Annotated in this window: 9 protein-coding genes; 8 read left to right on the top strand and 1 reads right to left on the bottom strand. The window is 47.4% G+C overall.

From position 1 onward, the window contains the following. On the top strand, window positions 1–219 hold a 219-nt coding region (locus tag ARB69_RS27480; protein ID WP_207643113.1), incomplete at its 5' end, for a hypothetical protein. A gap of 451 nt (window positions 220–670) precedes the next feature. On the opposite strand, the gene ARB69_RS11820 is transcribed toward ARB69_RS27480, so the two are convergent. Next, window positions 671–2032 (bottom strand): peptide MFS transporter, encoded by a 1362-nt coding sequence (locus ARB69_RS11820; RefSeq protein WP_050642366.1) that lies wholly within the window; start codon window positions 2030–2032, stop codon window positions 671–673. Between the two features lie 503 nt (window positions 2033–2535). On the opposite strand from ARB69_RS11820, the gene rbr reads away from it, so the two are divergent. The 7 genes from rbr (at window position 2536) to ARB69_RS11785 (ending at window position 12735) form a co-directional block, all read left to right on the top strand. After that, the gene (rbr, locus tag ARB69_RS11815; RefSeq protein WP_055153265.1) at window positions 2536–4689 is read left to right on the top strand and encodes a rubrerythrin; all 2154 of its coding nucleotides are present in this window, start codon (window positions 2536–2538) and stop codon (window positions 4687–4689) included. Between the two features lie 444 nt (window positions 4690–5133). After that, complete coding sequence (locus ARB69_RS11810) at window positions 5134–6573, top strand: acyl-CoA carboxylase subunit beta (RefSeq protein ID WP_050642364.1); 1440 nt, start codon at window positions 5134–5136, stop codon at window positions 6571–6573. 14 nt (window positions 6574–6587) lie between these two features. Beyond that, window positions 6588–7364 carry an OadG family transporter subunit gene (locus ARB69_RS11805; protein ID WP_050642363.1) on the top strand — a complete coding sequence of 259 codons (777 nt, stop codon included), beginning with the start codon at window positions 6588–6590 and terminating at the stop codon, window positions 7362–7364. Between the two features lie 17 nt (window positions 7365–7381). Further along, the gene (locus ARB69_RS11800) at window positions 7382–7750 is read left to right on the top strand and encodes a biotin/lipoyl-containing protein (RefSeq protein ID WP_050642362.1); all 369 of its coding nucleotides are present in this window, start codon (window positions 7382–7384) and stop codon (window positions 7748–7750) included. Between the two features lie 20 nt (window positions 7751–7770). Further along, the gene (locus tag ARB69_RS11795) at window positions 7771–8922 is read left to right on the top strand and encodes a sodium ion-translocating decarboxylase subunit beta (RefSeq protein WP_050642361.1); all 1152 of its coding nucleotides are present in this window, start codon (window positions 7771–7773) and stop codon (window positions 8920–8922) included. Window positions 8923–8939: 17 nt separating this feature from the next. Beyond that, a complete protein-coding gene (locus ARB69_RS11790) occupies window positions 8940–10355 on the top strand; it encodes an oxaloacetate decarboxylase subunit alpha (protein ID WP_025657537.1) in 1416 nt (471 codons plus the stop codon). Between the two features lie 592 nt (window positions 10356–10947). After that, window positions 10948–12735, top strand: coding sequence for an aminopeptidase P family N-terminal domain-containing protein (locus ARB69_RS11785; protein ID WP_055153263.1), 1788 nt, complete (start codon window positions 10948–10950; stop codon window positions 12733–12735). The last annotated feature ends 99 nt before the right edge of the window (window positions 12736–12834 follow it).

Below are 12834 nucleotides of genomic sequence, written 5' to 3'. Positions count from 1 at the left end.
CCTGGCGACATCACGAGAAGCCCTGATGGCTTCTCGCGCTGGCCCCAGGTTGCCCCGGGTTTCCTTCTTTTTTCCTTAACTCCACCTAACAGCCCGCAAGACGCCCCCAGCCATCCCTATGTCCGGTTCCAGCGGCTGGTTCATCAAGGCGGAAAGCCCACTTCCGGGTGGTTCCTGGCGGGGGAGGCGGATCTTGACTGGCTGCGCGTATCTTTATAGGCATAGATATGTTCATTGTATCCAGTCCCATCCGCAGCCCCCGTCAGAATCCCAAACTGCATATTCCTACCTGATCCTTCATTTCTTCCGTCCGGATGAAGCCCAGCCTGTGCGGAATGGGGAGAGGGATGCTGCGGGAAAATGGGGTGGGGGCTGGGAGCGTCAGAGTGCACGGTCTAGAAATGCTTACGCAAAAGGAGGCGCCCGAGAGGGATGGAAAGTGATTTCCGAATCACTTTCCAGTACTACCTGAGGCCAGAAAGCATCAGGCTTTCTGGCTGAATGTAGAACGTGCCCTCTCGGGCGCCTCCTTTTGCGTTAGCATTTCTCCGTAAACGGCCCGTTCCCAGCCCCCACCCCATTTTCCCGCAGCATCCCTCTCCCCATTCCGCACAGGCGAACTTCCCGCGAAAAAAAGAGACTGCAAAAACATGCAGCCTCAATTTCGCAATTATTGTTCTTCCGCCAGTTTATCCAGTTTTCCGCTCATTGCCCAGAGTATTACTCCAAGTATGATTACGACTCCAGCAACGACTCCATATCCAATCTGGAACGGAACTGTTTTCAGGTATGCGTACAGCGCCGGGTAGATCGTTGTTGCGAAAAATACTGCGATTGGCCACAGGCCGAGCAGAAGTCCCAGTACTTTTGCAGGGGCAAACATTGTGATGAAAGAGTTGCCCAGCGGGGAGAATACCATCTCGCCGATTGACATCAGCAGAGATACGAATACGATCCAGATCAGTGCAGCCTGGCCGCCGCCTCTGATTACGTCGGCTAATACCATGATTACGAATGAACATCCTACCAGGATCATTCCCAGTGCTGTTTTCTTGAACATACTCATGTCGCCTTGGGGACGTTTTGCGAGTTTTGCCCAGACGATCGCGAGCACCGGTCCAAGGACGATGCATGTCAGGGCGTTCAGTGAGTCAAAGTATGAAGTGGGAACCTGCCAGCTTCCGATATACCAGTTTGCATGGTTCAGGAAGTCTGAGCCCTCGCCCCATCCGAAGTAAAAGTAAGCAGGCATGTATGCCATATACCATACGACCCAGAATACAATTGAAAAAACGGTTACAAGGATGATGGCAAGGATTCTTTTTTTGTCACCCTTTGTAAGAGGTTTGCTGGATTCTTCTTTTTTCTTGCTGTTGTCAATGAATTTTCTCTGATCATGCTTGAATGGCTTTTTGCCGGCATCACCGAGAGACTTCTGGTTGAGTGCGAACCAGAGTGCATCGATGAACAGAAAGATGGCGCACAGCAGGAAAACGGTATTGAAAGTTGTTTTAACGCCTACAAGCCCTGTGATTGGAAGGATGGCGATAAATGTTGTCCCGATGAATGAACCGACATTTACAAATGAGTACTGAATAGAAAATGCGTTGTTCAAGTCATCCTTGTCTTCGAATAACAGACCATTCACTCCTGAGAGGTTTCCCTTAAATAAACCGGTACCCAGAGCGACAAGAATGATCATGATCCAGACAAGAGTCATGGAACGGGCCTGCCAGGTACAGAGGTAGCCGAGTCCCATGAGGGTCATTCCGGCAATGACACAGATTCTTGGGCTGAGCCAGTAGTCTGCGATGTATCCCCCCAGAATAGGCGTGATATAGGTGGCGGCCACAAAGAAGGCGGAAGTTGCAGTTGCCTGGGCATCTGTTAAGCCAAGACCGCCTCCCGCCGCATTTGTGGCGATCCAGATTGCCAGTAAGTACTTAACTGTGTAGAACGCGCAGCGTTCGAATGTGAAACCTAAGGCGCATACATAAAAGCCAAAAGGTTTCTTCTTTTTTGTTGTTTCCATAATAAAAACCCTCCAATTAGTTTTTAAGTGAGCACTGTAACAGTGCGAATTGATGAGAATACATACCAGATATCCTCTGTTGTCTAGAAAAACCTCCTCCTTTGCTAGTACATCGTATAATAATTAACTGCCTCATAAGCAGACCTAAATTTCCGATAGCACTGCTTCACAAGCCTCAGCGTAGCCCACTACGCCTGCGTTTGCGGAGCAGCACTCTCAAAAATTTATTTCAGCTTATGAGTCAGTTACTTATTTTACGATGTACTATAATTTTACCCCGAGGAGATTGTACCATAGTTTAAACTATAGTACAAATAAAATTTTATGCTTAATTAATAAATCTTCACTAGAATTTTATAAGTATTCCTTAGTATTGTGCCATAAACAAATTAAATTGCATTATATCATGAAAAACAATATAAAGTTCTTGACAAACCTGCCAAATTATGACAATATAATAACAGTAATTATTATTAATATTGAAAAGAAGGAAAGGAGCTACGATGCATCAGTATACTAAAATCAGGATACCAATAGAGCCGGATAACCCCTCCATAATGAGGCAGGAAGATCTGTGTATAAAATGTGGTCAGTGCAGGCGGGTGTGTGAGGAGGAGATTGGGGTAGGAAAACTTTACTCACTGGAGAGCACTGGAGATAAGGCGGTCTGCATACACTGCGGACAATGTGCAAATGTCTGTCCGGCGGGTTCCATTACAGAAGTGTATGAGTATCAGGAAGTCAGGAAGGCGATAAAAGATCCCGATAAGGTTGTTATATTCAGTACTTCGCCATCAGTCAGGGTGGGACTGGGGGAAGAGTTTGGAATGCCGCCCGGGAGTTTCGTGGAAGGCGGGATGGTGGCTGCACTCAGGGCGCTCGGTGCGGATTATGTGCTGGATACGAATTTTGCAGCTGATCTGACCATTATGGAGGAAGCCTCAGAACTGGTGGAGAGAATCACAGGCAGAAGAGGGGTGCTGCCCCAGTTTACAAGCTGCTGTCCAGGATGGGTTAAGTTTGTTGAGACATTTTATCCCGAGGCGCTTCCGCATATCTCCACTTCAAAGAGCCCCATTGGAATGCAGGGGCCTACGATAAAGACCTATTTTGCGAAGCAGAGAGGAATCGATCCGGTCAAAATCGTAAATGTAGCCGTCACTCCCTGTACGGCGAAGAAATTTGAAATACGCAGGGAGGAAATGCGTGATTCCGCCGGGTATAATTCCAACGAAGACCTCCGCGACATGGATCATGTCATCACAACGCGGGAACTGGCGCGCTGGATGCGGGAGGATGGTTTAGAACTCAGCAGCGTTGGAACAAGTGAATACGATGAATTGATGGGAAAGGCTTCCGGCGCCGGCGTCATATTCGGGAACACGGGCGGAGTCATGGAAGCAGCGGCCCGCACGGCATATTATCATGTGAGCGGGACAAATCCGCCGGAAGATTTTCTGAATCTTGAGCCTGTGAGGGGAATGGACGGTGTGAGAGAAGCAGACGTGGAGATCAGCGGTATTCATTTGAAGCTGGCGGTGATCCATGGTACGGAGAACGCGCGAAGATTTCTGGAACAGTGGAAACATGCGGACGTCCATTATGATTTTGTTGAAGTAATGGCATGCCGCGGCGGCTGTATCGGCGGGGGAGGCCAGCCCAAGACGGAGATTCCAATGACCGATGAAATCAGAAATGCGCGGATTGCTTCACTATATGAAAGGGATGCACACATGAAGCTGAGGCTGAGCCATGAAAATCCTGAAATCAACAAACTTTACAGTGAATTTTATAAGTCTCCGTTAAGCGGTCTGGCAGAGAGGATGCTTCATACGACTTATAGAGACAGATCTGATGATCTGGGGCCGGAGGGAAAAAAGAATCCGGACAAACAGAAATCCCAGGAGCTGGAAAAAATGGTATTATATATAGAAGAAACAGAAAACAAAAAAGAGAAGGAGACAGGTATTATGAAAAAATGGAAATGCAGTGTATGCGGCTATATTCATGAGGGAGAAAATCCGCCAAAAGAGTGTCCGATCTGTAAGGTACCGGCAGACAGGTTTCAGGAACTGAAAGAGGAAGCGCCGGCAAAAGCGCCGGTACCAGCTGGCTCAGCAGGTAAGCCAGCGCCGGGCTCTAAGACTGAGAAGAATCTGATGGAAGCTTTTGCCGGGGAATCTATGGCAAGAAATAAGTATACATATTGGGCGGATGTGGCGAAGGAAAACGGACTGGAACAGATGGCAGCCATTTTCCTGGAGACGGCGGAGCAGGAGCGTGAGCATGCAAAGATGTGGTTCCGTGCTTTCCATGGGATCAACGATGTGGAACAGAATCTGGTGGATGCGGCTGCCGGCGAGAACGAAGAGTGGACCCAGATGTACAAACGGATGGCAGAGGAAGCAAAAGCGGAGGGGTACGATGAGATTGCGGCCAAATTTGAGCTTGTAGCGAAGGTCGAAGCGCAGCATGAAAAGCGTTATCTGCGTCTGCTGGAAAAGTATAAGGCGAATAAGACCTTTGCAGGGGAAGCGCCGCTTGGCTGGAAGTGCAGAAACTGCGGTTATATACACGAAGGGGCTGACGCACCGGAAGTATGCCCGGTATGCCAGTATCCGAAGGCTTACTTTGAACGTCAAGCACACAATTACTAATACATCGAAAAATAAGTACCCAGTATCTCGAATCATAAGTAACTTGCTGTTATGCTGAGGCAGTTGAAAGCAGCAGGAAAGATGAATAGAGTGTAATAGCCCGGCAGGTCTCCCGGGGATGCGTAATCAGGGAATAGCTGATACACGCGTCTCACGGGAGCTATCTTATGTTTATCGGCAGACCTGATGCCAAAACAACGTAAAATGATTGTCAAGTAAAATAATCATAAAATTGTAAACAGCAGACTTGTATTGCCTGCCCTAAGATTTTACATTTTTATACAAGATATTGTGGTTATGACATTGATTGGAAGTAAAGTGTGTGAAAAAAATATCAAATCATGGATTTTATGAATTGAAATTTCGGGTTAAGTAGTATATACTAGAATAGGCAGAAATTTTGGTTTTATTTCAAACAAATTAAATAATATGGAGGGCTAGATTATGAGCTACAACGCTACAGAAAACTCAGCGAGCAGAAGAATTGCCATGCTGCTTGATGAGGGAAGCTTTGTTGAGATCGGCGGTGCTGTTACAGCACGAAGCACTGATTTCAACTTGCAGGCAAAAGATACTCCGGCTGACGGTGTGATAACCGGTTACGGAGTAATTGACGGTAATCTTGTTTATGTGTACAGCCAGGACGCTACAGTTTTAAAGGGCGCAATCGGTGAGATGCACGCGAAGAAAATCGCCAATATTTATGACATGGCAATGAAAATGGGAGCACCAGTTATCGGGCTGGTTGACTGTGCAGGGCTGAGACTTCAGGAAGCTACAGATGCGCTGGAAGCTTTTGGAAGTTTATACTTCAAACAGTCCATGGCTTCAGGCGTGATTCCACAGATAACTGCTGTCTTTGGAATGTGTGGCGGCGGCCTGGCAGTTGTGCCCGGGCTGACAGATTTTACCTTTATGGAGAGTAAAGAAGGAAAGCTGTTTGTAAATTCACCAAATGCTCTGGAAGGCAACATTGATTCTAAATGTGATACTTCCTCTGCAGAATATCAGAGCAAACATGCAGGTCTGGTAGATGTGATCGGCGATGAAGCCGATATTCTGGGACAGATCCGCGCGTTAATCTGTATGATTCCTGCCAATAATGAAGACGATCTTTCTTATTCAGAATGTACGGATGACCTTAACCGTCTCTGTGCTGACATTGCGAATGCCGCAGAAGATACAGGCATCGCACTGGCAGAACTTTCTGATAATCATATTTTCTTTGAGACAAAGAAAGAATACGCCAAAGATATGGTAACCGGATTTATTCGCCTGAACGGCATGACAGTAGGCGCTGTTGCAAACCGTTCTAAAGTATACGACGCCGAAGGCAATGTGGCGGAGGAATTCGACAAAGCCCTTTCTGTAGACGGCTGCAAAAAAGCGATTGATTTCGTGAACTTCTGCGATGCATTTTCTATACCGGTTCTCACACTGACCAATGTTACAGGATTTGCTGCAACGATGGAATCAGAGAAGAACATGGCAAGAGCGGTAGCAAGACTCACTTATACATTTGCTAATGCAACAGTTCCAAAAGTAAATGTTATAGTTGGAAAAGCTTATGGCAGCGCATATGTTGCTATGAACAGTAAATCTATCGGGGCTGATATGGTCTATGCATGGCCTGAAGCAGAGATCGGTATGATGGACTCCGCACTGGCAGCTAAGATTATGTATGCTGATGCAGACGCTGATACTCTGAAAGAAAAAGCGGCAGAATACAAAGAGCTGCAGTCAAGCCCGCTGTCAGCTGCAAGAAGAGGATATGTGGATGCGCTGATCGAACCGGCAGAGACCAGAAAATATATAATCGGAGCATTCGAAATGCTGTTCACAAAAAGAGAGGACCATCCGGATAAGAAACACGGTACGGTTTAGTGAGGTGAGGCAAAGTGAAGAAAAAAATCAGTTTATTAGGTCTAGTCTTTCTCCTCATCTTCAGTTTTACAGGATGCGGCAGTAAAGCAAAAGACGCAGCAGAATATGACCAGGCTACATTGCAGAGCTACGCTGACACAATTGTACAGAGCTTCAGCAGCATGACAGATGACGATCTTAACAGATTCGAGGATATGTCAGACCTTGAACTGAATCTGACTCTGATGCAGTCGGGGATCCCGGTCGAGGGAGATAACTTCCTGACTATCATTGAGGCATGGAAGGCCGGTATAAAGGAGTGCGGCGCGATCACCAGTGTTGACAGTTATGAGCTGACAACCACAAACAGCGGTGCAACACTGACGGCAAAAGCAGTATTTGAAGACAGAAAAGGTGAAATTTCATTTTCCTTTGATGAAAAGATGAATATGGAAAGCCTGACGGTCAGTGCAGATTATTCGACAGGCGAGATACTGAAAAAGGCAGGGCTCAATACAGTCCTTGGAATGGGTACTGTATTTGTTGTATTAATTTTCATTTCTTTCATAATTTCTTTATTTAAGTTTATACCTGCTATTGAAAAGAAATTCAGTAAAAAAGCAAACGTGGTTCCGGCCGCCCCGGCTGCAGCGCCAATCGCAGCAGCGCCGGCAGTACAGCAGGCCGCGGATCATGATGATGGAGAGCTTGCAGCGGTTATAGCAGCAGCGATTGCAGCGGCTGAAGGCACTTCTGCGGATGGATTTATAGTCCGTTCTATCAAGAGAAGAAAGTCAAATAAATGGAGTTAATCAGGAGGATATAAGAGATGAAGAATTATACAATTACAGTAAATGGCAATGTATATGATGTAACCGTAGAAGAAAAGGGTGCAGGCGCGGCGCCGGCAGCACCGGTAGCAGCACCGGCTGCAGCACCGAAGGCTGCTCCGGCGCCAGCAGCAGCGGCTCCGAAAGCAGCGGGCGGTATCGAGGTTAAAGCGGGAGCAGCCGGAAAAGTATTTAAAATCGAAGCAAACGTAGGACAGAGTGTTCAGGCCGGAGATGCAGTTGTTATTATCGAAGCCATGAAGATGGAAATCCCTGTAGTAGCCCCAGAGGCAGGAACAGTTGCTAGCATTAATGTAGCAGTAGGCGATGCCGTTGAATCAGGAGCAGTCTTAGCTACATTAAACTAGTTCACCAGGAGGTTTGACAAATGGAATATATTTCAAATACGTTGGGAAACCTCGTGCAGCAGACAGCATTTATGAATCTGACCTTTGGAAATCTGATTATGATCGTTGTTGCATGTGTCTTCCTATATTTAGCAATCAGGCACGGTTTTGAGCCGCTGCTGCTTGTTCCAATCGCCTTCGGTATGCTGTTGGTTAATATCTATCCTGATATTATGCTGCATGCTGAGGATGCTGCGAATGGGACTGGCGGACTTCTCTATTATTTTTATTTGCTCGATGAATGGGCGATCCTACCATCTCTGATATTCCTCGGCGTTGGTGCAATGACAGATTTCGGTCCGTTGATTGCCAATCCAAAGAGTTTCCTTCTCGGTGCAGCAGCACAGTTTGGTATCTTTGCGGCTTACCTGGGGGCTATGGCATTAGGCTTTTCAGACAAAGCAGCTGCTGCCATCTCAATTATCGGAGGAGCAGACGGACCGACATCCATCTTCCTCGCGGGTAAACTGTCACAGACTGCAATCATGGGACCAATCGCTGTTGCAGCATATTCATACATGTCGCTTGTGCCGATCATTCAGCCGCCGATTATGAAGCTGCTGACAACAGAAAAAGAGCGTAAGATTAAGATGGAACAGCTGAGACCTGTATCCAAACTGGAAAGGATCCTCTTCCCGATCATCGTTACGATCGTAGTCTGCGTGATACTTCCGACTACGGCTCCTCTGGTTGGTATGTTAATGCTGGGTAACCTGTTTAAGGAATCCGGTGTGGTTAGACAGTTAACCGAGACTGCTTCAAATGCACTGATGTACATCGTGGTTATCTTACTGGGTACATCTGTTGGCGCTACTACAAGCGCAGAGGCATTCCTGAACTGGAGTACGATCAAAATTGTAATCCTCGGTCTGGTTGCATTTGCATTTGGTACGGCTGCCGGCGTGTTGTTCGGTAAGCTGATGTGCGTGGCAACCGGAGGCAAGGTAAATCCATTGATTGGATCAGCAGGTGTATCTGCGGTACCTATGGCAGCCAGAGTTTCACAGAAAGTCGGAGCAGAAGCGGATCCTACAAACTTCCTGCTGATGCACGCAATGGGCCCGAACGTGGCAGGTGTTATCGGTACTGCGGTAGCAGCCGGAACCTTTATGGCTATCTTCGGCGTTAAATAATAATGGAGGACAAATAAATGGCAGAGATTGAAAAGAAACCAGTTAAAATAACAGAAACAGTCCTGCGTGATGCGCATCAGTCCCTGATTGCCACAAGAATGACAACAGAGCAGATGCTGCCTATCGTAGATAAAATGGACAAAGTAGGATATCATGCAGTAGAGTGCTGGGGCGGTGCTACATTTGACGCATCCTTACGTTTCCTGCATGAAGATCCATGGGACAGGTTAAGAAAGTTCCGCGACGGATTTAAAAACACAAAGCTGCAGATGCTGTTCCGCGGACAGAATATTCTGGGATACCGTCCTTATGCAGATGATGTGGTAGAATACTTCGTACAGAAATCAGTGGCTAATGGTATTGATATCATCCGTATCTTTGACTGTATGAATGATATCCGCAACCTGCAGACAGCTGTTACAGCATCTAACAAAGAAAAGGCACATGCCCAGGTGGCGATGTCTTATACTCTGGGTGATGCCTATACACTGGAGTACTGGATGGATCTGGCAAAGAGAATTGAAGATATGGGTGCTAACTCTATCTGCGTAAAGGATATGGCAGGACTTCTCTGCCCATATCAGGCAACAGAGCTTGTGACAGCATTGAAAGAAGCTGTTGATATTCCGATCGAGATGCATACTCATTATACATCAGGTGTGGGCGCAATGACATATCTGAAATCAGTAGAGGCAGGCGCCGACATTATTGACACTGCAATGTCACCGTTCGCACTGGGAACATCACAGCCGGCGACAGAGGTTATGGTCGAGACATTTAAGGGGACACCTTACGATACAGGGCTGGATCAGAACCTGCTTGCTGAAATCGCAGATTATTTCAGACCGATCAGAGACGAAGCTCTTGAGAACGGCCTTCTGAATCCGAAGAACATGGGCGTTAATATCAAGACCCTTCTGTACCAGGTACCGGGTGGTATGCTTTCCAACCTGACTTCACAGTTAAAAGAGCAGGGTGCAGAGGACAAGTTCTACGAAGTGCTTGAAGAAGTACCGCGTGTCCGCAAAGACCTCGGTGAACCGCCGCTTGTTACACCATCTTCTCAGATCGTTGGAACCCAGGCCGTATTTAACGTTCTGATGGGAGAACGCTACAAAATGGCAACAAAAGAAACAAAAGATGTATTGTCAGGAAAATACGGTGCAACAGTAAAACCGTTCAATCCTGAAGTACAGAAAAAAGTTATCGGTGAGAATGCAGAGGTTATCACCTGCCGTCCGGCCGATCTGATTCCGAACGAGTTAGATACACTGCGCAAAGAATGCGAACAGTGGATCCAGCAGGATGAGGACGTGCTGACCTATGCACTGTTCCCACAGGTAGCAGTAGACTTCTTTAAGTATAGAGAGGCACAGCAGACAAAAATAGACGCAAAAGTAGCGGATACACAGGACGGGGCTTATCCGGTATAGTGGATGGTATGGGGGCGCTAAGTGAAAGGCGCATCTGCTCCCAGCCGGGGCTGTGTATGCCATTTCAGAATCCGGCCCGCTTGCTAAGAATCCGTAAGAGAAAAAACAGGGAACATGGAGGTACTTGCCGCAGTTGGCCCGAATGCCGATGCATTCGCGCCGCCGGCGGCAACAGAATTTGCCTGGTAAGGCAAATTCTGCCCTCCATGTTCCCTGTTTTTTCTCTAACGGATTCTAACACGCGCTCTACGGATTCCTGAAATGGCATACACAGCCCCGCTGGGAGCAGATGCGCCTTTCACTTAGCTGGTGTGCCCCAGGCGGGAGAAAAACCGGCCCGGTTGGAAAGTGGACGGGAGCTGCGGATGTATCATAACTTTTTACTATCAATGCCCCAAACTTAATCCGCCGCCCCCGTTATTTCCCCCCACGGGATGAAATATACTTTCCGTTTTGATGCACCAAGCCTGTCGGGAGATGGGAGCCGGGAGATGGGGCGGCCCCCCCTAAAAAAGCATTTTCACCCCAAAAATTTGTATAGATTTTTGTTTGGTGGTATAATATGTTTTATGAATGTTTAAGGAGGTTTTTCATGAAGGTTTCGGAAAGAGTTGACAGTCTCCGCCGTATGATGGAGGAGAAAGGGATTGATGCATATGTGGTGCCGACTTCGGATTATCATCAGAGCGAGTATGTTGGGGAACATTTTAAGGCGAGGGCTTTTATGACCGGGTTTACCGGGTCGGCGGGAACTGCTGTGTTTACAAAGGACGAAGCGGGCTTATGGACGGATGGCAGGTATTTTATACAGGCAGAACAGCAGCTGGAAGGGACCGGTGTGGGGCTGCGCAGGATGGGGGAACCGGGTGTTCCCACTGTAGCGGACTACTTGAAGGCGGTTCTCCCGGAGAATGGTGTGATTGGGTTTGACGGTCGTACCGTCGGCGTGGATGAAGGACAAGTGTATGCCGATATTGCTGCGGACAAAGGCGGGAGTGTGGTTTATAACTGTGACCTTGTAGATACTGTCTGGGAGGACAGGCCGCCTCTTTCTGAAAAAGCGGCATTTATGCTGGATATTAAGTATGCGGGAGAGACAGCTGCCTCTAAGCTTGAGCGGGTGAGAGACGCAATGAAAGAAGCCGGGGCCAATGTCCATATTATTACCAGCCTGGATGATATCGGCTGGCTGCTTAATGTGAGAGGGGAAGATGTGGACTATTTTCCGCTTCTGCTTTCTTATGCGGTTGTGAAGATGGATTCGGTGGAACTTTATGCGGATGAGAGAAAGTTCAGTGATGAGATAAAGGCGGAATTTGCCGGAAATGGAGTTTGTATACATGCATACAATGAGGTCTATGAGGCTGTAAAAAGGCTTGGCGATGGTGATGTGGTACTGCTGGACCCGAAACGGATGAACTTTGCGCTTTTTCATAATATCCCGAAGGGGGTAAAGACTGTAAAACAGGAAAATCCTACGATTCTTATGAAGGCCGTCAAGAATGATACGGAAGTTAAGAATATCAGAAATGCCCACATTAAAGATGGTGTGGCGCACACGAAGTTTATGTACTGGCTGAAAAAGAATATTGGTAAGATGGAGATAACAGAGCTGAGTGCATCCGATAAACTCCAAGAGTTCCGTGCGCAGCAGGAGGGATTTTTGTGGCCGAGCTTTGAACCAATCTGTGCTTACAAAGAACATGGTGCGATTGTACACTATACCTCGTCGCCGGAGACGAATGTGGAGTTGAAGGAAGGCGGCCTGTTTCTGACAGACACGGGCGGTCATTATTATGAAGGATCTACGGACATCACGAGGACGGTGGCGCTGGGGGAAGTGAGCCAGGTTGAGAAGGATCATTTTACGACAGTCGCCGTCAGCATGCTGAATCTGGCCGATGCAAGATTCTTATATGGCTGCAGCGGAATGAATCTGGACTATGTAGCACGGGAACCGTTCTGGAGACAGAACCTGAATTTTAATCATGGGACCGGACATGGTGTCGGATATCTCGGAAATATCCATGAGCCGCCGGCAGGCTTCCGCTGGCAGTTCCGCCCGAATGAGATCCAGCCTTTCGAGGAGAATATGATTATTACGGATGAACCGGGAATCTATATTGAAGGATCCCACGGCATTCGTACGGAGAATGAGCTTTTGGTGCGCAGGGGCGAGAAGAATGAGTATGGGCAGTTTATGTATTTCGAACCGGTCACATTTGTCCCGATCGATCTGGACGCTGTCAACCCGGCGCTCATGACAGAAAAGGAAAAAACGCTGCTCAACGATTATCATAAGAAGGTTTATGAGTTGATAGCCCCTCATCTGACAGAAGAAGAGCAGGATTGGTTAAAAGAATATACAAGAGCGATTTAACAGCAAAAGCCCTGCATGGAGATAAAAACTGCCTGTGCGGGGCTGCGTTGTTTCAAAGAACTCCTCCTTGCAATCAAAATCCCAGTATTGTATAATCAG

The organism is Faecalicatena contorta (genome assembly GCF_001404335.1).
Taxonomy (GTDB): Bacteria; Bacillota; Clostridia; order Lachnospirales; family Lachnospiraceae; genus Faecalicatena; species Faecalicatena contortus_B.
Note: the sequence above shows the minus strand (reverse complement) of the source record. Positions and strands in the feature narration are given on the sequence as shown.

Bases quoted from the DNA above. Each gene is read 5' to 3' on its own strand.
- ARB69_RS11820 (WP_050642366.1), bottom strand. From the start codon at position 2,032: ATGGAAACAACAAAAAAGAAGAAACCTTTTGGCTTTTATGTATGCGCC.
- rbr (WP_055153265.1), top strand. From the start codon at position 2,536: ATGCATCAGTATACTAAAATCAGGATACCAATAGAGCCGGATAACCCC.
- ARB69_RS11810 (WP_050642364.1), top strand. From the start codon at position 5,134: ATGAGCTACAACGCTACAGAAAACTCAGCGAGCAGAAGAATTGCCATG.
- ARB69_RS11800 (WP_050642362.1), top strand. From the start codon at position 7,382: ATGAAGAATTATACAATTACAGTAAATGGCAATGTATATGATGTAACC.
- ARB69_RS11795 (WP_050642361.1), top strand. From the start codon at position 7,771: ATGGAATATATTTCAAATACGTTGGGAAACCTCGTGCAGCAGACAGCA.
- ARB69_RS11790 (WP_025657537.1), top strand. From the start codon at position 8,940: ATGGCAGAGATTGAAAAGAAACCAGTTAAAATAACAGAAACAGTCCTG.
- ARB69_RS11785 (WP_055153263.1), top strand. From the start codon at position 10,948: ATGAAGGTTTCGGAAAGAGTTGACAGTCTCCGCCGTATGATGGAGGAG.